This is a genomic window from Cupriavidus sp. USMAA2-4 (assembly GCF_001854305.1).
Taxonomy (GTDB): domain Bacteria; phylum Pseudomonadota; class Gammaproteobacteria; order Burkholderiales; family Burkholderiaceae; genus Cupriavidus; species Cupriavidus malaysiensis.
The window spans coordinates 2,927,066-2,949,448 of record NZ_CP017748.1; the positions used below are offsets into that span (position 1 = coordinate 2,927,066).

The 22,383-nt window shown below is 71.1% G+C and carries 25 protein-coding genes; 14 read left to right on the forward strand and 11 right to left on the reverse strand.

What is annotated here, in order from left to right:
• Positions 1–42: 42 nt before the first annotated feature.
• Together BKK79_RS12925 and BKK79_RS12930 are read left to right on the forward strand one after the other, a co-directional pair.
• Positions 43–291 carry a hypothetical protein gene (locus BKK79_RS12925; RefSeq protein WP_071015815.1) on the forward strand — a complete coding sequence of 83 codons (249 nt, stop codon included), beginning with the start codon at positions 43–45 and terminating at the stop codon, positions 289–291.
• Between the two features lie 214 nt (positions 292–505).
• Positions 506–1,225: a hypothetical protein gene (locus tag BKK79_RS12930; protein ID WP_071015813.1), complete on the forward strand. Its 720-nt coding sequence runs from the start codon at positions 506–508 to the stop codon at positions 1,223–1,225.
• Between the two features lie 76 nt (positions 1,226–1,301).
• Here the strand turns inward: BKK79_RS12930 and dapB are convergent, their stop codons facing one another.
• On the reverse strand, positions 1,302–2,111 hold the full coding sequence (dapB, locus tag BKK79_RS12935; RefSeq protein WP_071037831.1) for a 4-hydroxy-tetrahydrodipicolinate reductase: 810 nt from the start codon (positions 2,109–2,111) through the stop codon (positions 1,302–1,304).
• A gap of 173 nt (positions 2,112–2,284) precedes the next feature.
• Positions 2,285–2,734 carry an Lrp/AsnC family transcriptional regulator gene (locus BKK79_RS12940; RefSeq protein ID WP_071015810.1) on the reverse strand — a complete coding sequence of 150 codons (450 nt, stop codon included), beginning with the start codon at positions 2,732–2,734 and terminating at the stop codon, positions 2,285–2,287.
• A 214-nt stretch (positions 2,735–2,948) separates the two neighbouring features.
• On the opposite strand from BKK79_RS12940, the gene BKK79_RS12945 reads away from it, so the two are divergent.
• The 3 genes from BKK79_RS12945 to BKK79_RS12955 all read left to right on the forward strand — a co-directional run bounded on the left by BKK79_RS12945 (position 2,949) and on the right by BKK79_RS12955 (position 6,084).
• A complete protein-coding gene (locus tag BKK79_RS12945; RefSeq protein WP_442873228.1) occupies positions 2,949–4,154 on the forward strand; it encodes a saccharopine dehydrogenase C-terminal domain-containing protein in 1,206 nt (401 codons plus the stop codon).
• Complete coding sequence (gene amaB / locus BKK79_RS12950) at positions 4,151–5,671, forward strand: L-piperidine-6-carboxylate dehydrogenase (RefSeq protein WP_071015808.1); 1,521 nt, start codon at positions 4,151–4,153, stop codon at positions 5,669–5,671. Before BKK79_RS12945 ends, amaB begins: the two co-directional genes overlap by 4 nt.
• Before the next feature lie 191 nt (positions 5,672–5,862).
• Positions 5,863–6,084, forward strand: coding sequence for a hypothetical protein (locus tag BKK79_RS12955; RefSeq protein WP_071037832.1), 222 nt, complete (start codon positions 5,863–5,865; stop codon positions 6,082–6,084).
• 41 nt (positions 6,085–6,125) lie between these two features.
• On the opposite strand, the gene BKK79_RS12960 is transcribed toward BKK79_RS12955, so the two are convergent.
• From BKK79_RS12960 to hemA, 6 genes are all read right to left on the reverse strand, one after another.
• On the reverse strand, positions 6,126–6,743 hold the full coding sequence (locus BKK79_RS12960; protein WP_071037833.1) for a UbiX family flavin prenyltransferase: 618 nt from the start codon (positions 6,741–6,743) through the stop codon (positions 6,126–6,128).
• A gap of 2 nt (positions 6,744–6,745) precedes the next feature.
• Complete coding sequence (grxD, locus tag BKK79_RS12965) at positions 6,746–7,057, reverse strand: Grx4 family monothiol glutaredoxin (RefSeq protein ID WP_071015802.1); 312 nt, start codon at positions 7,055–7,057, stop codon at positions 6,746–6,748.
• Positions 7,058–7,241: 184 nt separating this feature from the next.
• Positions 7,242–8,171, reverse strand: coding sequence for a peptide chain release factor N(5)-glutamine methyltransferase (gene prmC / locus BKK79_RS12970; protein WP_084084701.1), 930 nt, complete (start codon positions 8,169–8,171; stop codon positions 7,242–7,244).
• Between the two features lie 167 nt (positions 8,172–8,338).
• Positions 8,339–8,662 (reverse strand): hypothetical protein, encoded by a 324-nt coding sequence (locus tag BKK79_RS12975; RefSeq protein ID WP_071015801.1) that lies wholly within the window; start codon positions 8,660–8,662, stop codon positions 8,339–8,341.
• 189 nt (positions 8,663–8,851) lie between these two features.
• Positions 8,852–9,934, reverse strand: coding sequence for a peptide chain release factor 1 (prfA, locus tag BKK79_RS12980; RefSeq protein ID WP_071015799.1), 1,083 nt, complete (start codon positions 9,932–9,934; stop codon positions 8,852–8,854).
• 148 nt (positions 9,935–10,082) lie between these two features.
• Positions 10,083–11,387: a glutamyl-tRNA reductase gene (gene hemA / locus BKK79_RS12985; protein ID WP_071015797.1), complete on the reverse strand. Its 1,305-nt coding sequence runs from the start codon at positions 11,385–11,387 to the stop codon at positions 10,083–10,085.
• A gap of 329 nt (positions 11,388–11,716) precedes the next feature.
• On the opposite strand from hemA, the gene BKK79_RS12990 reads away from it, so the two are divergent.
• A complete protein-coding gene (locus BKK79_RS12990; protein WP_071015795.1) occupies positions 11,717–11,962 on the forward strand; it encodes a hypothetical protein in 246 nt (81 codons plus the stop codon).
• 40 nt (positions 11,963–12,002) lie between these two features.
• Here BKK79_RS12990 and BKK79_RS12995 read toward each other — a convergent pair whose 3' ends face one another.
• Positions 12,003–12,770 carry a 5'-methylthioadenosine/adenosylhomocysteine nucleosidase gene (locus BKK79_RS12995; protein WP_071015793.1) on the reverse strand — a complete coding sequence of 256 codons (768 nt, stop codon included), beginning with the start codon at positions 12,768–12,770 and terminating at the stop codon, positions 12,003–12,005.
• 193 nt (positions 12,771–12,963) lie between these two features.
• On the opposite strand from BKK79_RS12995, the gene BKK79_RS13000 reads away from it, so the two are divergent.
• The 4 genes from BKK79_RS13000 to BKK79_RS13015 all read left to right on the forward strand — a co-directional run bounded on the left by BKK79_RS13000 (position 12,964) and on the right by BKK79_RS13015 (position 16,235).
• Complete coding sequence (locus BKK79_RS13000; RefSeq protein ID WP_231907948.1) at positions 12,964–13,995, forward strand: DUF2157 domain-containing protein; 1,032 nt, start codon at positions 12,964–12,966, stop codon at positions 13,993–13,995.
• Entirely contained in the window at positions 13,992–15,134 is a 1,143-nt protein-coding gene (locus tag BKK79_RS13005; RefSeq protein WP_231907947.1) for a DUF4401 domain-containing protein, read from the forward strand. The genes BKK79_RS13000 and BKK79_RS13005 overlap by 4 nt, the downstream gene beginning before the upstream one ends.
• Positions 15,131–15,631, forward strand: a complete 501-nt coding sequence (locus BKK79_RS13010; protein ID WP_071037834.1) for a GDYXXLXY domain-containing protein — start codon at positions 15,131–15,133, stop codon at positions 15,629–15,631. The genes BKK79_RS13005 and BKK79_RS13010 overlap by 4 nt, the downstream gene beginning before the upstream one ends.
• Before the next feature lie 310 nt (positions 15,632–15,941).
• Positions 15,942–16,235 (forward strand): hypothetical protein, encoded by a 294-nt coding sequence (locus tag BKK79_RS13015; RefSeq protein WP_071037835.1) that lies wholly within the window; start codon positions 15,942–15,944, stop codon positions 16,233–16,235.
• A 61-nt stretch (positions 16,236–16,296) separates the two neighbouring features.
• Here BKK79_RS13015 and BKK79_RS13020 read toward each other — a convergent pair whose 3' ends face one another.
• A complete protein-coding gene (locus BKK79_RS13020; protein ID WP_071015782.1) occupies positions 16,297–16,665 on the reverse strand; it encodes a helix-turn-helix domain-containing protein in 369 nt (122 codons plus the stop codon).
• A gap of 290 nt (positions 16,666–16,955) precedes the next feature.
• Between BKK79_RS13020 and BKK79_RS13025 the strand changes: the two genes are divergently transcribed.
• Complete coding sequence (locus BKK79_RS13025; RefSeq protein WP_071015780.1) at positions 16,956–17,162, forward strand: hypothetical protein; 207 nt, start codon at positions 16,956–16,958, stop codon at positions 17,160–17,162.
• A gap of 855 nt (positions 17,163–18,017) precedes the next feature.
• On the opposite strand, the gene BKK79_RS41100 is transcribed toward BKK79_RS13025, so the two are convergent.
• Positions 18,018–18,236: a helix-turn-helix domain-containing protein gene (locus tag BKK79_RS41100; protein ID WP_198173278.1), complete on the reverse strand. Its 219-nt coding sequence runs from the start codon at positions 18,234–18,236 to the stop codon at positions 18,018–18,020.
• On the opposite strand from BKK79_RS41100, the gene BKK79_RS41105 reads away from it, so the two are divergent.
• The 3 genes from BKK79_RS41105 to BKK79_RS13040 all read left to right on the forward strand — a co-directional run bounded on the left by BKK79_RS41105 (position 18,235) and on the right by BKK79_RS13040 (position 22,323).
• On the forward strand, positions 18,235–18,621 hold the full coding sequence (locus BKK79_RS41105) for a hypothetical protein (protein ID WP_198173279.1): 387 nt from the start codon (positions 18,235–18,237) through the stop codon (positions 18,619–18,621). The two genes, BKK79_RS41100 and BKK79_RS41105, sit on opposite strands and share 2 nt — an antisense overlap.
• A 580-nt stretch (positions 18,622–19,201) precedes the next feature.
• Complete coding sequence (locus tag BKK79_RS13035) at positions 19,202–20,743, forward strand: efflux transporter outer membrane subunit (RefSeq protein ID WP_071037836.1); 1,542 nt, start codon at positions 19,202–19,204, stop codon at positions 20,741–20,743.
• Positions 20,740–22,323, forward strand: a complete 1,584-nt coding sequence (locus BKK79_RS13040; RefSeq protein ID WP_232346213.1) for an MFS transporter — start codon at positions 20,740–20,742, stop codon at positions 22,321–22,323. Before BKK79_RS13035 ends, BKK79_RS13040 begins: the two co-directional genes overlap by 4 nt.
• Positions 22,324–22,383: the final 60 nt, after the last annotated feature.

A 22,383-nucleotide genomic window follows, 5' to 3' on the forward strand; every position in this document is an offset into this window, starting at 1 on the left:
CCCGCGCCGGATGGCAGCCTTTCGCTTCACCGGGGAGCACAGATGGCCACGCAAGGACCGGCGGGACGCCCCGCGCCCAGCAAGCAGGCGAAGGACCCGCCGCCCCGGCCGGATCCCGACATGGTGTGGCATACGCGCGGCCCGCGCCACGAGGTGCGCCAGGACGCCTCCCGCGCGCGGCCCGGCCGCCGCGAACTGCCGCCCAGCCGCGTGCCGCGCCTGCTGCTGTGGGCCTTGTTCCTGGCGGTGCTGGCCGGACTGGCCAACGCGGTGCTGCGCATGACGGCCTAGCGCCCCTCCGGCGCCCGCGGCCACATGCCGCCGGAGCCACCGGAACGGACCGGCCGTGCCGCTCAGGAACCGCCCGGGCCGGCCGGGCTCCAATCCAGTCTGTGCCCGGTTTTGTCTGCCTTGTTCGCCGCGCACGGCGCGCAGGCGCGGGAAGCCGGCATACTGCTGGCTGCCCGTGCATGGCGCCGGGCCGTCCGAGATTCCTGGAGTATCGATGCGATTGACCCTTGCCGGGCTGGCTGCCGCCAGCCTGATGGCCTGCCTGCCGGCGGCCCGCGCCGCCGCGCCCGCGGCAACCCCGGCCCCGTCCACCGCCGCGGCTTCGGCCACCGCTGCCCAGGCGGCGCCCGCCGGCACCGGCAGCAACGCGCTGGCGCCGGTGCTGCACACGCTGGAGATCGGCAACCCGATCCCGGCACTGCCCGACTGCGCCGACAAGCGCACGCCGGATGGCCGCGACGTGACAGCCTACTGCGTGGAACTGCGCGGCGACGGCGTGATGCGCCAGATCGGCGTGCCGCGCGACAAGCGCCCGTCCTTCATGGACGGCACGCACGTGGTTGCCTTCGTCGACGGTAACGCGCTGGTCGGCCTGATCGTGCCGACCACCGGCACGCGCGGCCAGCAGGCCGCGCTGGAGTCGCTGGTGGCCGGCTACGGCAAGCCGCTCCGTCAGCGCGAAGTCGAGGTCAAGGACCGCAACGGCAAGCCGCTCAAGACCGTGCACGCGGCCTGGGTCAAGGCGCCGTTGACGGTGGAGCTGTATGCGATCCCGGAAGAGGGCGACGAGGGCACTATCGAGATGCTGCTGCCGCAGGCGCGCAAGCTGATGACGGGCCAGAGCGATGCCATGGCCAAGCAGCTGGCGCCGGCCTCGGCGCCGGCCGCCAAGGCCGCACCCGAGCCGAAGGCCAAGGGCAAGGCCGCCTGGTAGCCCGGCTGCCTGCGCTGCGGCGCTGCCGGCATGGGCCGGCGCACCGCCTGCCTGGCAGACGTTCCTGCAGACCGTCCTACAGTCCTTCCATCACGTGATCCAGTCCGCGTACCACGCCGCGCAGCGTGTGCACCTTGCGGATGGCGAGCAGGGCGCCCGAGACATAGGGCCTGGAGCCGTCGCCCGCCTCGTGGCGCAGGTGCAGGCGCTGGCCGTCGGCGCCGAAGATGACCTCCACGCCGAGCTGGTAGCCGGGCAGGCGCACGGCGTGCACCTGGGTGCCCGACAGCGAGGCGCCGCGCGTCTCGACCGGGCCGTTGACCTTGTCCAGCGGCACCGTCAGTTCGGGCTGCCTGACCTGTCCCAGGCGATAGGCCAGTTCGCGCACGGTGCCGGACGGGGCATCGACCTTGCCGGCCTTGGCGTAGTCGATGATCTCCCACTGGTCCAGGTGGCGTGCGGCCATCTCGGCGAACTTCTGCAGCAGCACCACCGTGATGGCGAAGTTGCCGCAGGCCAGCACGCCCCGTCCGGCCTGGTGCGCGGCGGCGTCGATCTCGGCGTAGTCCTGGTCCGACAGGCCCGAGGTGCCCACCACCACGTGCGCGCCGTGGCGCAGTGCCTGCAGGATGTTGTGCTTGGCTACCGCCGGCTTGGTGTACTCGACGTAGACGTCGCACGGCGTCTGCGCCAGCACGTCGATGCTGGCCGCCGCCACGCCCGGCGTGTCGGCATGGCCGGTCAGCTGCGCCAGCGGCTGTCCGGCGGCGCCGCGCGACAGGCCGGCCACCAGTTGCATATCGGGCGCATGCGCCACGCCGCGCGCCAGTTCGCTGCCGGCCCAGCCGGTCACGCCGCCGACGGCGACTCGGATGCGAGGGTTCATGGTGTGTCTCTCCTGGATGCTTGTTGCGGTTCGAGGTTCGTTGATGGGGACGGTCGGCGCGGCGGCCGCACCGCTGGCGCGTTCGCATGCGGCAGCATAGCGCCGCCGCGCCCGTCCTGCCGCGGGGCGATCCGGCTGGCGCCTGCGGCGGTGCTGCCTGGCACTACCCGGCACTACCCGGCAGCACGCCTGCGATCGATCTTGCGCGCCAGCACGATCGAGGTGGCGGTGTGGTTCACCCCCTCCAGCATGCCGATCTCGTCGAGCAGCTTGTCGAGCCGCGCGTGCGTGTCGCAGCGGATCACCGCCAGGTAGTCCACCGGCCCGCTGACCGAGTTCAGCTCTTCCACCTCGGGCAGGCGCTGCAGCGCGCGCACCACCGCGGGCGCGGCCTTGGGCTGCACCGAGATGCCGCAGAAGGCCAGGATGGCGTTGTCTTCCATCTGCTGGCCGAGGCGCACGCCATAGCCGGCGATCACGCCTTCGCGTTCCAGCCGGGCGATGCGCGCCACCACCGTGGTGCGCGCGATGCCCAGCTTGCGCGCAAGGTTGGCGGCGCTCTCGCGCGCGTTGGCCTGCAGCAGCGACAGCAGGTGGCGGTCGGTGGCGTCCAGTTCCGGCATCGGGTTCCTCCTTGCCTGCGAGGCGCCGGGGCCGGCGCGCCGCTTGCATGTCGATGACTGTCGACGTTTGTCGATTCGTCGGGAATGTCTGTCGTTTCGACGGATTATGACTGGATATCGTCAATCTCGTGCCTTCATTCCGACGGAGCTGCGACCCATACTTCACACCAGAAGGCCGTCATGCAGCGGCAGGTCAAGCACGAGAGGAGGTCCCATGACGATGCAAGGCAAACTGGCCCGCGCGGCCGATCCGGTGGGGGTGGCGGGCGGCGGCGGCGCGCGCGCGGGGCGCAGGCCCTGGCAGGTGGTGGTGCTGGGCGCGGGCAAGATCGGCCGCACCATCGCCGCCATGCTGCATGACAGCGGCGACTACCGCGTGCGCCTGGTCGACCGCGACGCGGCGCGGCTGCAGGGCCTGCCTGCCGGCATCGTCGGACAGGCCGGCGATCCCGCCGAGCCGGCCGCCTGCGCGGCGCTGCTGGCCGGCGCCGATGCGGTGCTCAACGCACTGCCCTTCCACGCGGCGGTCGGTGTCGCCACCCAGGCGGCGGCGCTCGGCGTCCACTACTTCGACCTGACCGAGGACGTCGCCGCGACCCAGGCCATCCGGCGCCTGGCCGACGGCGCGCGCTCGGTGCTGATGCCCCAGTGCGGGCTGGCGCCGGGCTTCATCGGCATCGTCGGGCACGACCTGGCGCAGCGCTTCCTGCGCGACGGCGGCGAACTGCTGGAACTGCGCATGCGCGTCGGCGCGCTGCCGCGGTACCCGAACAACGCGCTCAAGTACAACCTCACCTGGAGCACCGAGGGCCTGATCAACGAGTACTGCAATCCCTGCGAGGCCATCGTCGACGGCCGGCAGGTCGAAGTCCCCGCGCTGGAAGGGCTGGAGAGCTTCGCGCTGGACGGCGTCGAGTACGAGGCCTTCAATACGTCCGGCGGGCTGGGCACGTTGCCCGAGACGCTGGCCGGGCGCGCGCGCCAGGTCGACTACAAGTCGATCCGCTACCCGGGCCATTGCGCGGTGATGAAGCTGCTGCTCAACGACCTGCGCCTGCGCGACCGGCGCGAATGGCTGCGCGAGATCTTCGACAGCGCGATCCCGGTCACGCAGCAGGATGTGGTGATCGTCTTCGCCAGCGCCACGGGGTATCCTGCAGCGGGCGCCGCGGGCGCCGCGCCGCTGACGCAGGCTTCGTTCTCGGCGCGCATCGGCGGCGCCGACTCGCCGGCTGGCCACCTGAACGCGATCCAGCTCACCACCGCCGCCGGCATCTGCGCCGCGCTCGACCTGGTGGCACAGGGCGTGCTGCCGCAGGCCGGTTTCGTGCGGCAGGAGGCGATCGCGCTCGATGCCTTCCTGGCCAACCGTTTCGGCCGGCGCTACAGAAGCCATCCCTTGCAGGAGACGACGGCATGAAGACGCAGGACATCGCAGCATGCTGGCAGGCCATGGGCCTGCCGCGCCCGTGGTCGGACGGCGCGGGCACGGGCGCCGCGCTGGCGCTGCGCTCGCCCATCGACGGCGAGACCTACGGGCACCTGCCCGCCTGCAGCGAGGCCGAGGCCGGGCAGCGCATCCACCGCGCGCGCGAGGCGCAGAGCGCGTGGGCGCTGCTGCCCGCGCCGGCGCGCGGCGAGGTGGTGCGGCGCTTCGGCGAGGTGTTGCGCGAGCACAAGAAGGCGCTGGGGCGCCTGGTCTCGCTGGAGGCCGGCAAGATCCTGCAGGAAGGGCTGGGCGAGGTGCAGGAGATGATCGATATCTGCGACTTCGCGGTCGGCCTGTCGCGCCAGCTGCACGGCCTGACCATCGCCTCCGAGCGGCCGCAGCACGTGATGCGCGAGAGCTGGCACCCCTTCGGCCTGTGCGCGGTGATCTCGGCGTTCAATTTCCCGGTCGCGGTGTGGGCCTGGAACGCGGCGCTGGCGCTGGTGTGCGGCAATGGCGTGCTGTGGAAGCCGTCGGAGAAGACACCGCTGAGCGCGCTGGCCGCGCATGGCCTGCTCGAACGCGTGGTGGCCAACGCCGCGCCGCAGTATGCAGGCATCTCGGCGGTGCTGCCCGGCGGCCGGGCGCTGGGCAGCTACCTGGTCGAGCATCCGGCGGTGCGCCTGGTCAGTGCCACCGGCTCCACGCGCATGGGGCGTGAAGTCGGTGTGGCCTGCGCGCGCCACTTCAAGCGCAGCATCCTGGAGCTGGGCGGCAACAATGCCGCCATCGTGGCGCCGTCCGCCAACCTGGAGCTGGCGGTGCGTGCCATCACCTTCGCCGCGGCCGGTACCGCGGGCCAGCGCTGCACCTCGCTGCGGCGCCTGTTCGTGCATGCCGACCTGCTGCCGCAACTGGGCGAGCGCCTGGTGCAGGTACTGGGCCGGCTGCCAGTGGGCGACCCGCTCGAGGATGGCACGCTGGTGGGGCCGCTGATCGATGGCGACGCGGGCGATGCCATGGCCAACGCGCTGGCGGACTGCCGCGCGCAGGGCAATGTGGTGCACGGCGGCGAACGCCTGCTGGGCGAGCGCTATCCGCAGGCCTGCTACGTGCGGCCGGCGCTGGTGCTGACCGGCGAGCAGCACGACACCATGCTGACCGAGACTTTCGCGCCCATCCTCTACCTGATGCCCTACACCTCGCTGGACGAGGCCATCGCGCTGAACAACGCAGCACGGCACGGCCTGTCGTCCTGCCTCTTCACCGAGTCGCTGCGCGAGGCCGAGACCTTCCTGTCGGCGGCGGGCAGCGACTGCGGCATCGCCAACGTGAACATCGGCACCAGCGGTGCCGAGATCGGCGGGGCCTTCGGCGGCGAGAAGGAAACGGGCGGCGGTCGCGAATCGGGCTCGGATGCATGGAAGGGCTATATGCGGCGCGCCACCAATACCATCAACTATGGCGATGCGCTGCCGCTCGCGCAGGGGATTCGCTTCGACATCTAGTGCGGTGCAGGATGTCCGTCCGAGCGGGCGCGGAGCATGGCGGGGAGGGGGTGACGCGCGGGGTGACGCGCGCCGGGGTGACGCGCGCGATTCGTAGCGAATCGTAACAAGGGTTACAGCGCCTTGACGCTGTATTACGGGGAGTCCCCGTATAACGTTCTTAAGAACAGGAACGCCCCAAAGGACTCGCGATGAAGACGCTGTTGATCGGAATGGCGGCCGCTGCCGCCACGGCAATGCTCGGCGGTTGTGCCGTCTATCCCGCCTACCCCGCCTACCCCGCCTATCCGGCCTATGACGCCTATGGCGGCCCGGCCTACGTGGCCCCGCCTGCCTACGTCGGCCCCTCGGTCTATTTCGGTTACGGCGGCGGCTACTACGGTGGTGGCCGGCGCTATCGCCACTGGCGCTGAGCGGGCCAGGCCGGTGCGCGCTCCGGAGCGGGCCGGCCGGCTCAGGCCTGGCCGCTGAGGCCGGGCCAGCTGGGCGCCAGGGCCTGCGCCAGTTCGGGCAGGTCGATCAGGTCGAGCACGCGGCCGACCGTGTGGTCGACCAGTTCGGCGATGGTGCGCGGCTTCTGGTAGAAGCCGGGCACCGGCGGAAAGACGATGCCGCCCATCTCGGTGACGGCCGTCATATTGCGCAGGTGCGCCATGTTGAGCGGCGTCTCGCGCACCAGCAGCACCAGCCGGCGGCGCTCTTTCAGCGTGACGTCGGCGGCGCGCGTGATCAGGTTGTCGGAGAAGCCGTTCGCCACGGCGGCGAGGGTGCGCATGGAGCAGGGCGCGATCACCATCGCATGCGCGCGGAAGGACCCGCTGGCGATGGTGGCGCCTACGTCACGCACGTTATGCACCACGTCGGCCAGGGCCTCGACCTCGCCCTTGCCCATGTCCAGCTCGTGCTGCAGGTTCATCACGCCGGCGGGCGATACCAGCAGGTGGGTTTCGACCCCGGGCGCGCCGCGCAGCACCTGGGCCAGCCGCACGCCGTAGACGGCGCCGGTGGCCCCGGTGATGGCAACGATCACGCGCCGCGGCGCGGCGCCGCCGGCCGCGGGCGTGGCCGTCATGTTCAGCCCTTGAGCAGGGTCTGCAGTTCGCCGCTCTGATACATCTCCATCATGATGTCCGAGCCGCCGATGAATTCGCCGTTGACATAGAGCTGGGGAATGGTCGGCCAGTTGGCGTATTCCTTGATGCCCTGGCGGATGCCGTCGTCTTCCAGCACGTTGACCGTGGTCGGCGCGTCGACGCCGCAGGCCTTCAGGATCTGGATGGCGCGGCCGGAGAAACCGCACATCGGGAACTGGGCGGTGCCCTTCATGAACAGCACGACCGGGCTGCCCTTGACGATCTGGTCGATCTTTTGTTGCACGTCACTCATGGTTTCACGTATCGGGTTGAGGCGATGCCGGCCGGGGCCGATGCCGCACGGGGAAATCGGAACAAGCGCGGGGGCGCGCCGTGCTGGGGCGGATTTTACTTGATTCGGGCCGGCCCTTCAGGGCCGGGCCAGGAGCGCCGCGGCGGTGCCTGCGTGGGTGGCGCCGCAGGCACCGCCGGCCCGCTCAGGTGGCCAGCCGCCCGCCGCTGCAGCGCTCGTTGCCGCCCAGGTCGCGTGCGGTGGAGATCTCGGCGAAGCCCGCCGCGGCAAGCAGGCCGCGCGCGGCCTCGCCCTGGTCGTAGCCGTGCTCGACCAGCAGCCAGCCGCCGGGCGCCAGGCGGGCCGGGGCACCGGCGGCGATCGTGCGCAGGTCGCCGAGGCCGTCGCCATGGTCGGTCAGGGCATCGACCGGCTCGAAGCGCAGGTCGCCCTGCACCAGATGCGGGTCGGCCGCGGCGATATAGGGCGGGTTGCTGATGATCAGGTCGAAGCGCACTGCTTCCGGCAGCGCTGCGTACCAGTCGGAGCGCAGGAAGCGCACATTGCCCGCGCCCAGCCGCGCGGCATTGTCCTGCGCCACCGCCAGCGCCGCCGGCGAGACATCGGTGGCCCAGACCTCGGCGTCGGGCCGCTCCAGCGCCAGGGTCAGCGCCAGGATGCCCGAGCCCGTGCCCATGTCCAGCAGATGCGGCCGCGCGCGGCCGTGCAGGCGCGCCAGCGCCGCCTCGACCGCGATCTCGGTGTCGGGCCGGGGGATCAGCACATCCGGCGTGACGCGGAAGACTCGGCCGAAGAACTCACGCTCGCCGAGCAGGTAGGCCATCGGTTCGCCCGCCAGCCGGCGTGCGACCAGCGCGGCCAGCGCCTCGCGGCGCGCAGGAGTGAGCGCCTCGTCGTCGCGGGTGATGAGCTGGGTGCGGCTGTAGCCGGTCAGGTGGCCCAGCAGCATGCGCGCCTCCAGCACCGGCAGGCCGGCCGCGGTGGCGAGCGCCTGCGCCTCGCGCAGGGTGGGCGAGGACGGCCAGCGGCCGCTATCTGGGTTATCTGGGCCGCTATCGGCGGCGGGTGGCGAGGCCTGGGGAGCTGACGGGGCGGCGGGTGCCGGGTGCGGCATGGTGTCTCGGGGTACGGGTAGGTCGGGCGGTGGCCGGCAGCAAAAAACCCCGCCGAGCCTTGCCGGACAGCATACGCCGGCGTGGCGGGGGCGGGGCCGTGCGGCGCAGCCTGGCCGCGCCGGTGGCCGGCCAGGAGCATGTCCCGGGGCCGGCCGGTACGTCCGGATTACTTGTTGACGGCGTCCTTGGCCTTGTCGGCAGCCGCGTTGACGGCGTCCTTGGCCGCATCCTTGGCATTGGCCATGGCGCTGGCGGCATCCGACTTGGCCTGCTCGGCGGCGGCGGAAGCCTGGCTGGCGGCATTGCCGGCGGCGGCCTTGGCCGCGTCGGCCGCATTGCTGGCAGCCGCGGCGGCATCGCTGGCAGCGGCCTTGGCGGAATCGGCGGCGTTCTGCATCGCGCTTTCGGCGCTGGTGGCAGGCGCTTCTTCCTTCTTGCTGCAAGCGGTGAGAGCGGCGGCGACCATCAGCAGTGCGAGCAACTTCTTCATGATTTCATCCTTTTGTCCGTTTCGAGGTGACGTTCGCCTGCCTTCTTGCGCGGCAGGTCCAGTCGCGTTCGATTATAGGAAGCGGCCCAGGCCATGCCAGTGCTGTTTCAAGCATTTACAACAGATACAAAGGCTTTCCGATCGTGCCGGATGTGCAAACAAAGGTGAGCGCACGGCATGGGGGGGCGCTCAGGCCTCTTCCCCCAGGGCTGCGAGCTGGTCCGCCTGGTGCTCGGCGGCCAGTGCGCCCACCAGTTCGTCGAGGTCGCCGTCCATGATGGCGTCGATCTTGTACAGCGTCAGGTTGATGCGGTGGTCGGTGACGCGGCCCTGCGGGAAGTTGTAGGTGCGGATGCGGTCGCTGCGGTCGCCCGAGCCGATCAGGTTGCGCCGCGTGCTGGCTTCCTTGGCCTGGGCGGCGCGCTCCTGCATGTCCTTGATGCGCGCCGCCAGCACCTTCATCGCCTTGTCCTTGTTGCGGTGCTGGCTGCGGTCGTCCTGGCACTCGACCACGATGCCGGTCGGCAGGTGGGTCAGGCGCACCGCGGAGTCAGTCTTGTTGACGTGCTGGCCGCCGGCGCCGGAAGCGCGGAAGGTGTCGATGCGCAGGTCGGCCGGGTTGATCTGCACTTCGCCCACCTCGTCGGCCTCGGGCATCACCGCCACCGTGCAGGCCGAGGTATGGATGCGGCCCTGCGCCTCGGTGGCCGGCACGCGCTGCACGCGGTGGCCGCCGGACTCGAACTTGAGCCGCGAGAAAGCCTTGTCGCCGGCGATGCGCACGATCACTTCCTTGTAGCCGCCCAGGTCGGATTCCGATTCGCTCATCACCTCGACCTGCCAGCGCTGGCGCTCGGCGTAGCGTGTGTACATGCGCAGCAGGTCGGCGGCGAACAGCGCGCTTTCCTCGCCGCCGGCGCCGGCGCGGATTTCCAGCAGCAGGTTGCGGTCGTCGTTGGGGTCCTTGGGCAGCAGCAGCGTCTGCAGGCTGCCCTCCAGCCCCTCCAGGCGCTCCTTCGCCACGGCGATCTCGTCGGCGGCGAAGTCCTTCATCTCGGGGTCGTCCAGCAGCGCCTGGGCGGTGGCCAGGTCGTCCTGGGCCTGGCGGTACTGGCCGTACTGTTCGGCCACCGGCGACAGCTCGGCGTGCTCGCGCGTCAGCTTGCGGTACTGCTCCATGTCGGCCGTGGCGTTCTCGCGCGCGAGCAGGGCGTTGACCTCTTCGAGTCGCTCGGCCAGTTGGTCGAGCTTGGCTTGCATGCTGGCTTTCATCGGGGGTTCGGCAATTCCGGGAGGGTGTTCTGGGACATCGCCGCCGCATCCGCGCCAGGCTGGGCAGGATGGCTGCGGGGCTGGCGCCGCGCGGGCGGCTGGGCGGCTGGCGCGTGCCGCGGAGGCAGCGCGCGAAGGGCGGGCGCGGCTAGCGCTCGGAGTGGCTGCTGTGGCGGAACAGGCCCGGCACCAGGCGCAGCAGCGCCTCGCGATCCTCGCCCTGGGTGTGGTTCAGGGCGTGGGTGGGGCCGTGCAGGAACTTGCGGGTGAGGGCGCCGGAGAGCGCCTCGAGCACGGCTTCGGGATCATCGCCGCGCGCCAGCATGCGGCGCGCGCGTTCCAGCTCGGCCTGGCGCATCGACTCGCCTTGCTGCTGCAGGTCGCGGATGACCGGTACCACGCTGCGGGTCTCCAGCCAGTGCATGAAGTTCTGCACGCGCGACTCGATGATCGCCTCGGCCTGGGCCACCGCCGCCTGGCGCATGGCATTGCCCTCGCGCACGATGGCGCCGAGGTCGTCCACGGTGTACAGGAAGACGTCGTCCAGGCGCGCCACCTCGGGCTCCACGTCGCGCGGCACGGCCAGGTCCACCATCATGATGGGGCGGTGCTTGCGGCGCTTGACCGCGCGTTCCACGGCGCCCAGCCCGATGATGGGCAGCGAGCTGGCGGTGCAGGAGACCACGATGTCGAACTCGTGCAGGCGCTCGCCCAGTTCGGACAGGCGGATCGCCTCGGTGGTCAGGCCCTGGCCGGAGAGCTGCTCGGCCAGCTTCTCGCCGCGTTCGACGGTGCGGTTGGCCACCACGATCTGGCGCGGCTGCTGCGCGGCGAAGTGGGTCGCGCACAGTTCGATCATTTCGCCCGCGCCGATGAACAGCACACGCTGCGTCGACACGCTCTCGAAAATGCGCTGCGCCAGCCGCACGGCCGCCGCCGCCATCGACACCGAATGCGCGCCGATCTCGGTCTGGCCGCGCACTTCCTTGGCCACGGCGAAGGTGCGCTGGAACAGCTGGTTCAGGTAGGTGCCCAGCGCGCCGGCCTCGCCGGCGGTGCGCACCGCATCCTTCAGCTGGCCGAGGATCTGGGTCTCGCCCAGCACCATCGAATCCAGGCCGCTGGCCACGCGGAAAGCGTGGCGCACCGCTTCCGACTGCGGCAGCGCATACAGGTGCGGCGCCAGTTCGCCGGCCGGCACGTTGTGATGCTGGGCCAGCCAGCGCAGCGTGTGCTCGAAGCCGTCCGAGCCGCTCACCAGGATGTCGGTGGCGCAGTAGATCTCGGTGCGGTTGCAGGTGGAGAGGATGGCGGCCTCGGTGCCGCTGCGGCCCGCAAGGTGATTGCGCAAGGTGCCCAGCGCGGGTTTGATCTGCTCAAGCGGAAACGCCACACGCTCGCGCAGCGAGACGGGTGCCGTGGTGTGATTGATGCCGATCGCGAGCAGTTGCATTCTTGCGGGGGTGCTTTCGGGGGCTTTTTTCTGGGCCGCGGTGATGCCGGAGGGCGTGGACGCGTATAAGGCGGCGTATACAGCGCGGGGCGGCGTATACAGCGCGGACCGCTTTGCATTATACCGCCGGCGGTACAAATTGCTGGACGCGGACTTGATCTGGCTCAGGAGTCCGCCAAGTCTTATCCTTGCACGCTCGGCGGTGAATCGAGGGGGAGGGCGGCATCACTGCCGCAAGGCCCCCGAACGGGTGACTTTTGCGATACCTTGCATCCGGCGGCGGGGGCGGCAGGCCACGGCCGCCGGCACCGCAGCATTCAGGAAAACATATGGTGGGAATCTTGGTGGTCGGCGCCCTGGTCGGCCTCACGGGGCGCCAACTGCACCCGGTCGGGCGGCGCGTGGTCGGCTGGCGCGTCGCGCCGCTGCTGGGTGCGGTGGGGGCGGCGCTGGCCTTCTATGGCGGCCAGGCGCTGCGCTGGTTCATCGACGGGCAGATGATCGGCTGGGGCGCCGCGATCCTGGGCGCCGCCCTGCTGACGGCGCTGTGGGGGCTGGTGTTCCGGCGCGGGTGACACCGCCCGCCCGCGGGCGGATCGTGCCGCCGCCGCTGCCTCAGCGGCGTGCCGCCAGGAAGCGGTTCAGCACGCCGCTGGAATAGTGGCTCGCCACCTCGCTGAGGAAGGCGGCGAAATCCACATGGGCGCTGTCGTCGGCACGGTCGGAAATGGTGCGCATCACCGCATAGGGCACGCCGTACTCATGGCATACCTGGCCCACTGCCGCGCCCTCCATCTCCACGGCCTGCAGCCCGGGCAGGCGCGCGCGCAGTTCGGCCACCGCGGCCGGCGCGCCGATGAACTGGTCGCCGCTGGCGATCAGCCCGAGGTGCAGCGCGGGCGCGCTGACGCCGAAGCGCGCGCGCACCGGCGCCGGCACGGCCTCGGCCAGGTCCAGGCGCAGGAAGTCCTCGGTGGCCTGGCGCAGGGCCGCGGTGAGGGCGGCATCGGTGGCGAAGCTGGCTTGTTCCAGCAGCGGCACCTCGTGGCGGGGGAAGAAGGGACGGGCGTCGAGGTCGTGCTGCAGCGTGGCGTCGGCGATCACCACGTCGCCCACGTGCGTGGCATCGCCCACACCGCCGGCCAGGCCGGTGAAGACGATCTCGCTGGCACCGAATTCGCGGATCAGCGTCACCGTGGTGGCCGCCGCCGCCACCTTGCCCATGCGCGCCAGCACCAGCACGCAGGGCTGGCCGTGCAGGGTGCCGACGTGGTAGTCGCGCATGCCGACGCGGTGTACCGTGGCCTTCGCATCCTCGTGCCGCATGGCGGCGATCAGCGCGTCGACTTCGTCGTGGATGGCGGCAAGGATGCCCAGGGTCATGGCAGGTCAGGGCGCGGCCAGGCGCCGGTAGTGATCGGACAAGGCGCCAAGGATACCGGGCAGGCGCGGCCCGCGCAAAGTACCGGCGGCCCGCTGCGGGCGCCCTGGATGCGGCAGGCGGATGCGACGGCGGATGCGTAGTGGCAGTCGCTTTGCTACAGTGCATCTCATCGCGTCCATCCCTTCCCTGCCCATGCCTTCCTCTCCGATGCAGTTGCTGCGCGAGCGGCGCGCGATCCGCCAGGCCCTGGCCGGCTGGCGCCGCGACGGCGTATTGGTGCCGGCGGCCGCCAGGCTGGCCTGGACCCGCACCGAGCCCGGCGCGGCCGACTGGCGCGGCTGGCTCGACCTCGCCTTGCTCGCGCTGGGCGCGGCGCTGTTGTGCGTCGGCGTCATCGTCTTCTTCGCCTTCAACTGGCAGGACCTGCACAAGTTCGCCAAGTTCGGCCTGCTGGCCGCGCTGATCACCGCTCTGGCGGCCTTCGCCCTGCCGCGCCGGCCCGGCGACCTCGCGGCCCAGGCGGCGCTGGCCGGCGCGCAGGTGCTCACGGGCGCGCTGCTGGCCGTGATCGGGCAGGTCTACCAGACCGGCGCCGATGCCTGGCAGCTGTTCGCCCTGTGGGCGCTGCTGGCCGTGCCCTGGGCCCTGGCGGCGCGCGCCGCGCCGCACTGGTGGGTGGTGCTGGTGGTGGGCAATGTGGCGCTGCTGCGCTACTGCAGCATCCGCCTGGGCGTGGGCGGCATGTTCGAACTGCTGTTCGGCGAGCGTGGCGGCCTTGCCACCAGCCTGCTGCTGCTGCTGGCCACCGCGGTGCAACTGGCGCTGTGGTACGGCCTGTGCGCGCTTGCGCCGGCGCTGGGCTTCCGCGGCCAGGCCGGGGCCCGCATCGCGGGCGCGCTGGCCTGCGCCTACGCCACCTGGCTGGGCCTGGCCAGCCTGCTGCAGTCCGCGGTTGCCGGCGGCTACTACCTGTGTGCCCTGGCCGCGCTGGCCGCGCTCGGTGCCTGGGTCTACCTGCGCGCCTTCGATATCGTGCTGCTCAGTCTGGCGAGCTTCAGCGCCATCGTGCTGGGGATCGGCGGGGCCGGCCACTGGCTGCTGCGCGGCAGCGCCGACTACGGCGTCTTCCTGCTGCTGGGCCTGCTGACCGTGGCCCTGGCCGGCGGCGCGGCCAGCTGGCTGCTGCGGGCGCACCGCCGCCACGTGATGGGAGCGCAGGCATGAGCACGATGCATCCGGACGACACGTCCCGTTCGACCCGCCGCGCCGTGCGCAAGGTCTGGGACGATTTCTCCGCGCGCGGCATGGCCAGCGGCGCCTATACCGAAGCCGTGCGCGCCCCGTGGGCGGTGCGCGTGCTGATGGGCGGCGCCGGCTGGCTGGGCGCGCTGTTCTTCCAGCTCTTCCTGGTCGGCAGCGTCTTCCTGGCCGCGCGCGACAACGGCTGGGCCATGGCGCTGTGCGGCGCCGCGATGGTCGCACTGGCCTACGTGCTGTACCGGCGCCGCCTCGGCGGCATCGCGCTGGAACAGTTCGCGCTGGCCATCAGCCTGAGCGGCCAGGGCATGGTGATCCTGGGCGCGGCCAAGGGGGTCGCCTTCGAGCGCGCGCTGGAGTCGGCCGGCTTCTGGGCCGGCATCGCCGCGTTCCAGGCGCTGCTGTTCGCCGTGGTGCCCAACCGCCTGCACCGGCTGCTGTGCGCCTTGACGGCCTGGGGCGCGCTCGCGGTGACCGCGCAGCGCCTGATCGGACCGTCCGCCCTCGACGGCTGGCTGGCCTATCCCTGGCCGCTGGTGGGGCTGGTGCCGCTGGCCTGCGTGCTGCTGATCGCCTTCACCAACAACGAGGCACAGCTGTGCACCGCCGACCGGCTGGACTGGGCCGAACCCGCCGCCGATGCGACCTTGCTGTTCGCCCTGGGCGGCGCCCTGATGCTGACCGGCGCCGACCGGCCCTGGCTGCTCGCGACAGGCGGGGCGGCGCCGATCGGCATGCACTGGCACGCCGGCGCCGTGCTGGCTTTCCTGCTGGCCGTGTTCGCGGCCGCGGAAGCGCGCCGCCTCGAACTGCCCAATGCCGCCGGCCTGCCCGCGGTGATCGTCGCACTGGCGCTCGGCGGCCTGATGGCGGGCGCGCCGGCCGTCAGCGTCGGCGTGCTGGCCCTGGGGCTGGCGCTGCGGCGTGCCTCGCTGCCCTGGCTCGGATTGGGCGTGGCCACGTTGCTGGCGGGTTTCACCTGGTACTACAGCGCGCTGAGCTGGACCCTGCTCGCCAAGTCGGCCACGCTGGCCGGCGCCGGCGTGCTGGTCCTGCTGGCGCGCGTCGTGCTGCTGCGCCGCGGCGGCACCAAGGAGCTGCGATGAAACGCTGGATCCTGATCGCCTGGGCCCTGACGCTGGGCGTGGCCGCTTTTGGCATCGCCGGCAAGGAACGGCTGCTGGCCGGCGGCCAGACCATCTACCTGCGCCTGGCCCCGGTGGACCCGCGCTCGCTGATGCAGGGCGACTACATGGCGCTGAACTTTGCCATCGGCAACGCCATCCGCGAAGCGCGCCGGCAGCACGACCTGCCGGACGCCCGCGCGGGCGTTGCCGTGGTCACGCTCGACGCCCGGCGCGAAGCCGTCTTCGTGCGCCTGCACGGCAGCGAAGCGCTCGCGCCCGGCGAACGGCTGCTGCGCTACCAGACCGTGCCCACACGCTGGGGCGGCGTGCAGGTCCAGGTGTCGACCGACGCCTTCTTCTTCCAGGAGGGGCAGGCGGCGCGTTTCGAGCACGCGAAGTACGGCGAGTTCCGTGTCGGGGACGATGGAACGGCGGTGCTGGTGAAGGTGGTGGGGGAGGGGCTGGAGGCGTTGTGAGATGTGGCGGCGCTGCGCTTGCCAAGGCTGCGCAGAGGATTTTCACCGCACACTGTTTGCGTATCAAAGCGCAACATTCCCTGGGCCCCTCCGGGAGTACGCTTCATCTCGTCGCATGCAAAGCGACCGGGATTGACAGCCCGAATACACAGGCAATCCACAGGCAATCGTCTAGCCCAGGAGGCAAATGCCATGTATCGGTCTTTGACTGTCAGGATCCGGACCTGCCTATTGCCCGGTGTCAGCGCTCCCATCATTTGTAGCGAGCCCCCCGTTCCGCGGGCGTCCTCTGGGTGGGGGATGGCTGACCATGCTTAAACACACCCGTTCCAACCTCACTGCCGAGCAAGGCCCCTCGGCCATCTTCCTGACCCGCCATTTCGCCCTCGAAACGCCATTGAGCGTGGCAGCGGAGAAGGCGGCACAACTGCACGGCCTGCTGTACCTGCTCCGGGACTGCGCGACCGGCGACGGCGCCTTCGAGACACTGGAGCCGGAACCGCAGGACGGCATCCTGTCGCTGGCGGCGGACCTGGCTCATGAAACGCTGGTGATGAGCGAGATGGCGGTCCTGCAGGCCAGGACGGATGCTAATCGGACCTGAACGTTCCAATCCGATGCATTGCGTTGATGGAAGGCCAAGGGCCCCACGCGGGCCCTTGGCCTCAGCGCGACGGCTTCGGGTTCCGATGTCGGGTGCGATGGTTCGGCATTGCAGGCACACACTGACCGGATCCGCAGCGCGGCTGTTCTCCAGAGGCATCCACTATCTGCATCTCGATGCGAAGGCCCGCCATCGCAGCCATGCCGACGAGCGATTCGAGATCGAACTGGTGGATTCTGCCGCGCATGAGTTCTGCGATGCGTGCCTGCGGTACGCCGAATAGCGTGGCCGCCTGTGACTCATTCCTGGCCGTGCTGGCGAGATGGTCCTTGAGGGCCAGCATCAGCGCTGAGCGTAGCTTCATGTTCTGGACGCCAACGGGCCTGCTTTCGATGGCTTTCCGAGTGACTTGAAATGGCGACAGGGGCATGGTTCCTCTTCGTTGGGTGCTTGGACTTTCCTCAAGTAGAAGTGCCTGCCCGGACCAGAGACCGTATCGACATCGGCACGTCTGCCTGTCAGCGGCATTTGCGCGACCGGCTTCCGGTAGGCGTTGTGATTGTGTGGGCGTTGACTTTCTCTTTCTGTGTCCGTTTGTGCCGATTGCGTGCAAGATTCGGCCTCGCGACATGGGCTCGTTCCGTATCAGAACGTCACGTTTTCCATACGGAATTGCAGATACGCTTCGCCTCCAGTCCTTGGCTTCCCGACAGGAGCCTGATGGCCCCGCAGCAAGTCGAAGCCGAGCGGCCGCGCAACACCAAGCTCTGGATGACGCAGCATATGCCGGGCGGAACCTATCAGGTGATGACCGATCAACCCGCCTTCTCTGCGGAGATCGACCTGGACCAGGCGCACGCGGGAAGTCGCTCTTTCCGCAAGTTGTGCAGCGAATTCAGGCGGGAAGCTTTGCGTTTGCCAGCTTGATCGCTGTGGGAGGCCAGAGGCAGGGCCTCGCAACGGCTCGCTCTCAAGCCAATGCGCGCCTGAGTTTGACGGCACGACTGTCACTCATCTGTCACCAACGAAAAAGCCCTGCCAGACAGGCCAGGGCTTGAAAGACGGGCGCTTCGCGAACGGCCCGCCACCAGTATCGGCAGTCGGCGCGCGTTTGCCCAGGCGATTCGTGCCACCGTCGCGGCGGCGCAACGACGGTGTGCCGGGGGAGCGACGTCCCGGGTGCTGGCGATGCGTGGTGTGCTGTCCCGGTATCGCGCGGTGGCTCGCGGCAGGTCATCTTCGCCGGTGCACGCGCGAGATTAACTCGTTTGCGTGATGGGACGGTTGCCGCCGCCCCGGCATACTGGGTTCCAGCGGCAGCCCGGCGCGGCAGCTCCGCCTCGTGCGGCAACCTGCGGCGCGCCGCGGGCAACGACAGCGTCGATGCATCGCGGCAGCAGACAGGGAGCGCTGGCGGCCACGTCCTCATCACAACAGCGGGCGGGCCGACTTGCAGGCTTTTGGGGATTGCCTCGGGGAAACGCCGGATCCAGCAGCCTTGCCGCCGGGTCCGAGGGAGCCGTCCAGTGCTCTGCGCGTGATGTGGCGGGCCGGATCCGACCCGCCGTTCCTGGTCTCCATCCGGCTGCGCAGGCTTGCCTGCTGCGCAGCCGGATGGAGCGATGGAACGCATGAATGACCCGGTGCGCGCCGTATCGATTGCCGTTGCAACCCCGGTGCAAGCGAGACTTCCGCCGTGCCCCGATCCGTGCCAGCCCTCGCCGGATCTTCCGCTGCGTTTCATCCGGCCCCATCCCGGCCCATCCCGGCCCCATCCCGCCCTCATCCAGCGCGTTCCCCGGCCTGCTGCGCCAGCACCTGGCGCCGCTCGGCGAGGAAGCGCCCCGGCGGCTTGCCCACGGCCTTCTTGAACATGGTGACGAAGGCGCTCGGGCTGTCGTAGCCCAGGTCGAAGGCCACGGCCTGCACCGACAGGCCGCCGGTCAGCAGGCGGGTGCCGGTGATCACGTGCAACTGGCGCCGCCAGTGGCCCACGCTCATGCCGGTTTCCTGCCGGAACAGCCGGCTCAGGCTGCGCTCGCATCATGCCGATGCGCGTCGCCCAGCATTCCAGCGTGGCAGGGTCAGCGGGCTCGGCGAGCAGGGCTTCGGTCAGCCGGCGCAGGCGGGCATCCGCCGGCCGCGGCAGGTGCAGTTCTTCCAGCGGGGCCTTCACCAACTCGTCGAGCAGCACGGCAATGGCACGCCCGTCCGGTCCTTGCTCGTCGTACAGCTCGGGCATTTCCGCCGCGCGCGCGATCAGGGCCTGCAGCAGCGGCGAAACGGAGACGCTGCAGCACACGGTGGGCAGGCCCGGCACCGCATCGGGCTCGACGAACAGGCCGTAGCCGAGCACCTTGCCGGCGCCGCTGGCTTTGTGCGGTAACTCGCCCGGGATCCACACCGCACACTGCGGCGGCGCGATCCATACGCCGCGCTCGGTCTCCAAGGTGATCACGCCGGACAGCGTGAGCAGAAGCTGGGCCTTGCGATGGGCGTGCAGCGGCTGCTCGTTGCCATCCGTCACCACCTGGATGCTGAGCGCGGCGACGGGCCGCGCGACGCTGTGCGGCAGGTGGGAGCGGAGCAGGTCGGTACTGGCGGGCATGCGGTCCGTGTGGAAGTCGACAAGGGCAGAGCGTGGAGCGGGGACCGGCGATGGCTCGGCGCAGTCCATGGCGGGACTGTAGAGGCCGGCTGGGGTGGCGTCATTTTGCAACTCGGTCAATCCGTTTCGCAATCCAGCCAATGGCCGGATTGCGCAATTCTCTGGCACGATGGCGCCATGGCGCCAGCCGGGCGCCGGCCTAGCATGCGGCTATCGCGCGGATGCCCTGCCGTCCGCGCCTGGTAGGCGCCCCGGCATGGCTCTCGCCGGCTGGTGTCCTGGTGTTCATCCCTTTGCGCAAGCGCCGTGCCGGGCCGCGTCCGTCGATGCGGTCTGCGCGGGCTTCCCCCTCGCTCTCATGATCCGACTGCCACGCCTGCATCCCCGGGCGCCGGCGCTCCTCCTGGCCTTGCTGCTGGGCGGATGCGCCGTCGGCCCTGACTTCTCTCCCCCCGCGGCGCCGCTGGCCGGCGCGACGCTGTCGCCGCGCCGTGCCGAGGGCTTGCCGGCCCGCCTGACCGCCGAGGCCGCGCCCGCGGCCTGGTGGCGCCTGTTCGGCGACGCCACGCTGGACGCGCTGCAGGCACGCGCGCAGGCGGCCAACCTCGACCTGCGCGCGGCCTCGGCGCGCGTGGCGCAAAGCCGCGCCCGGATGGGCATCGCCGGCGCCGCGCTGCTGCCGGCGCTGGGCGCGGGCGGCAACTACGGCCGCCAAGCGGTCAGCGCCAACGGCCTGTTCGCCGCGCTGGGCGCGCCCAGCCATGCGATCGACCTGTGGCAGGCCGGTTTCGACGCCGCCTGGGAGATCGACCTGTGGGGCCGCGCGCGCCGCCTGCTCGAACAGGCGCAGGCGGGCACGCAGGCCGCGCTGCTGGCCCGCGAGGCCGTGCGCGTCAGCCTGTCGGCCGAGGTGGCGCGCACCTATCTGCAATGGCGCGGCGTGCAGGCACAGCTCGACATCGCGGGCGCCAACGGGGCCATCGCCGCACATGCGCTGCGGCTGGCGCAGAGCCGCGAGGCCAACGGCGTGGCAACGCGCTTCGATACTGCCGCCGCGCAGGCGCAGCTGGCCACGGTGACGGCGCTCGAGCCCGAGCTGGAGCGGCAGCGCGATGCCCTGCTCAATGCGCTGGCCTTGCTGCTGGCGCTGCCGCCGCGCGAGCTGGACGGCGAGCTCACGCGTGCGATGCCGCTGCCCGCCATGCCGCCGGCGCTGCCGGTGGGCCTGCCTTCGGAACTGGCCCGGCGCCGCCCCGACATCCTGCAGGCCGAGGCCGAACTGCACGCGGCCACCGCGGCGGTGGGCGCCGCCCAGGCCGATTTCTATCCGCGCCTCACGCTCAAGGCCCGGCTCGGCGCCGAGGCCTTCCAGTTCACCGACCTGGGCAACTGGGCCTCGCGCAACTTCCTGGTCGGGCCCACGCTCTACCTGCCCATCTTCGAGGGCGGGCGCCTGAAGCAGACGCTGGCGCTCACCGAGGCCGGGCAGCAGGCCGCCGCCATCGCCTACCAGAAGACGGTGCTGCAGGCCTGGCACGAGATCGACAATGCGCTCGACGCCTGGGCCGCCGAGCAGCGCCGCCATGCCGAGCTGGCGCGCGCCGAGGCGCAGAACCGCGTCGCACTGCAGGCGGCCGAACGCGCCTGGCAGCAGGGGGCCGCCGACTACCTGCCGGTGCTGGTGGCGCAGCGCAACCTGCTCGGCGGCCAGCTCGCGCTGAGCGACAGCGCCACCACCGCCACCCTGACCGTGGTCGCGCTGTACAAGGCGCTGGGTGGCGGCTGGGAGGCGGGGACGACGGCGGGGACGACGGCGGACCCGGCGCCGGGCGAGGCCGCCGCCACGGCCAATACCAGCCTGCCGCCGCCCGATGAGCGCGGCCAGGGAGCCAACTCGTGAGCGCCGCCCGTTCCGGCGAGGCGGCGTCCGTGTCCGGCGGCCTTGCGGTGCCGGCCGTGGTGGCCGCGCCTGCTGCCGCGTCCGGTACTGCCGGCGGTACCACGCGCCCGCTGCTGGCGCTCGGCGGTATCTTCCTGGCCGCGATGATGGCCGGCCTGAACAACCGCGTGGGCACGCTCGCGCTGGCCGACGTGCGCGGCGCGCTCGGCTTCGGCCTGGACGACGCCTCCTGGCTCGGCACCGCCTATGCGGCCGGCGAACTGGTGGCCATGCCCTTTGCCTCGTGGTTCGCCATCACGCTGACGCTGCGCCGCTTCCATCTCGGGCTGCTGCTTGCCAGCGTGGCCGTGGCCTTGCTGCTGCCCTGGGTGCGCGACCTGCACCTGCTGCTGGCGCTGCGCGCGCTGCAGGGCCTGGCCTGCGGCGCGATGATCCCGCTGCTGATGTCGGCCGCGCTCAGGTTCCTGCCGGCGCCGGTCCGCCTGCATGGCCTGGCGCTGTACGCGATGACCGCCACCTTTGCCCCTAATGTGGCGATGTGGCTGGCGGCGCAGTGGACCGATGCGCTGCATGACTGGCGCCTGGTCTACTGGCAGATCGTGCCGCTGGCCGCCATCGCCGGCGCGCTGGTGGCGCGCGGCCTGCCGCGCGAGCCGATCCAGGCCGGCCGCTTCCCGCGCGGCAACTGGCTGGGCCTGGCCTGCGGCGCGACGGGGCTGGCCTTGCTGGCGGTGGGGCTGGACCAGGGCGTGCGCCTGGACTGGTTCCGCTCGCCGCTGGTCACCTGCGCGCTGGCGGCGGGCGCCGGCTGCACGGCCCTCTACCTGCTGACCGAGTGGTATCACCCCGAGCCCTTCATGGAACTGCGCCTGCTGGCACGGCGCAACCTTGGCCTGGGCTTTGCCGTCTTCGTCTGCCTGCTGGTGGTGATGCTGTCGGGCTCGGCCTTGCCGTCGGGCTTCCTGGCGCGGACCTGGAGCTACCGCGCGCTGCAGGGCATGCCGATCGGCCTGATCGTGGGCCTGCCGCAGATGGTGCTGGGCTCGCTGGTGGCGCTGCTGCTGTACCGCCGCTGGGTGGATGCGCGCTGGGTGTTCGCGTGCGGCCTGGCGCTGCTGGCGCTGTCCTGCCTGCTGGCCGCGCGCCTGACGCCCGACTGGATGTGGCGGCAATTCGCCTGGGTCCAGGCATTGCAGGCACTCGGCCAGCCGATGACCGTGGTGCCGCTCCTGTTCCTCGCCACCAGCGTGGTGCGTCCGCAGGAGGGCCCCTATGTATCGGGGATCATCAATGCCCTGCGCGTGTTCGGCACGCTGCTGGGCGGTGCCGGCCTCGGCCAGTTCCTGGCCGTGCGCGAGCGCTTCCACACCAGCCTGCTGCTGGACCACGTCGGCCGGCTGGGCGGTGCCCTCGGCGACGCGCCGCTGCCGGCGGGGCTGGGCGGCATGGTGGCCCGGCAGGCCTTCGTGCTCGCCACCGCCGACGCCTACCGCGTGCTGGGATGGTTCGCGCTGGCGCTGATCCCGGTGGTGCTGCGCCTGCAGTACATCCCTGCTCCTACCGTGGCCGCGCCGCGCTAGCGGGGCCGCTGTCACTGCATTCCGCTCGCTACGGCTTCACCGCAACGCAACAGCAACGAA

Bases quoted from the DNA above. Each gene is read 5' to 3' on its own strand.
- BKK79_RS12940 (WP_071015810.1), bottom strand. From the start codon at position 2,734: ATGCCGGAACTGGACGCCACCGACCGCCACCTGCTGTCGCTGCTGCAG.
- prfA (WP_071015799.1), bottom strand. From the start codon at position 9,934: ATGAAAGCCAGCATGCAAGCCAAGCTCGACCAACTGGCCGAGCGACTC.
- BKK79_RS12975 (WP_071015801.1), bottom strand. From the start codon at position 8,662: ATGAAGAAGTTGCTCGCACTGCTGATGGTCGCCGCCGCTCTCACCGCT.
- BKK79_RS13025 (WP_071015780.1), top strand. From the start codon at position 16,956: ATGGCCCCGCAGCAAGTCGAAGCCGAGCGGCCGCGCAACACCAAGCTC.
- BKK79_RS41105 (WP_198173279.1), top strand. From the start codon at position 18,235: ATGCCGGTTTCCTGCCGGAACAGCCGGCTCAGGCTGCGCTCGCATCAT.
- amaB (WP_071015808.1), top strand. From the start codon at position 4,151: ATGAAGACGCAGGACATCGCAGCATGCTGGCAGGCCATGGGCCTGCCG.
- BKK79_RS13015 (WP_071037835.1), top strand. From the start codon at position 15,942: ATGCTTAAACACACCCGTTCCAACCTCACTGCCGAGCAAGGCCCCTCG.
- BKK79_RS12930 (WP_071015813.1), top strand. From the start codon at position 506: ATGCGATTGACCCTTGCCGGGCTGGCTGCCGCCAGCCTGATGGCCTGC.
- BKK79_RS12945 (WP_442873228.1), top strand. From the start codon at position 2,949: ATGACGATGCAAGGCAAACTGGCCCGCGCGGCCGATCCGGTGGGGGTG.
- BKK79_RS13020 (WP_071015782.1), bottom strand. From the start codon at position 16,665: ATGCCCCTGTCGCCATTTCAAGTCACTCGGAAAGCCATCGAAAGCAGG.
- BKK79_RS12955 (WP_071037832.1), top strand. From the start codon at position 5,863: ATGAAGACGCTGTTGATCGGAATGGCGGCCGCTGCCGCCACGGCAATG.
- BKK79_RS13035 (WP_071037836.1), top strand. From the start codon at position 19,202: ATGATCCGACTGCCACGCCTGCATCCCCGGGCGCCGGCGCTCCTCCTG.
- BKK79_RS13005 (WP_231907947.1), top strand. From the start codon at position 13,992: ATGAGCACGATGCATCCGGACGACACGTCCCGTTCGACCCGCCGCGCC.
- BKK79_RS12960 (WP_071037833.1), bottom strand. From the start codon at position 6,743: ATGACGGCCACGCCCGCGGCCGGCGGCGCCGCGCCGCGGCGCGTGATC.
- BKK79_RS13010 (WP_071037834.1), top strand. From the start codon at position 15,131: ATGAAACGCTGGATCCTGATCGCCTGGGCCCTGACGCTGGGCGTGGCC.
- dapB (WP_071037831.1), bottom strand. From the start codon at position 2,111: ATGAACCCTCGCATCCGAGTCGCCGTCGGCGGCGTGACCGGCTGGGCC.
- BKK79_RS12990 (WP_071015795.1), top strand. From the start codon at position 11,717: ATGGTGGGAATCTTGGTGGTCGGCGCCCTGGTCGGCCTCACGGGGCGC.
- hemA (WP_071015797.1), bottom strand. From the start codon at position 11,387: ATGCAACTGCTCGCGATCGGCATCAATCACACCACGGCACCCGTCTCG.
- BKK79_RS13000 (WP_231907948.1), top strand. From the start codon at position 12,964: ATGCCTTCCTCTCCGATGCAGTTGCTGCGCGAGCGGCGCGCGATCCGC.
- BKK79_RS12995 (WP_071015793.1), bottom strand. From the start codon at position 12,770: ATGACCCTGGGCATCCTTGCCGCCATCCACGACGAAGTCGACGCGCTG.
- prmC (WP_084084701.1), bottom strand. From the start codon at position 8,171: ATGCCGCACCCGGCACCCGCCGCCCCGTCAGCTCCCCAGGCCTCGCCA.
- BKK79_RS12925 (WP_071015815.1), top strand. From the start codon at position 43: ATGGCCACGCAAGGACCGGCGGGACGCCCCGCGCCCAGCAAGCAGGCG.
- grxD (WP_071015802.1), bottom strand. From the start codon at position 7,057: ATGAGTGACGTGCAACAAAAGATCGACCAGATCGTCAAGGGCAGCCCG.
- BKK79_RS41100 (WP_198173278.1), bottom strand. From the start codon at position 18,236: ATGAGCGTGGGCCACTGGCGGCGCCAGTTGCACGTGATCACCGGCACC.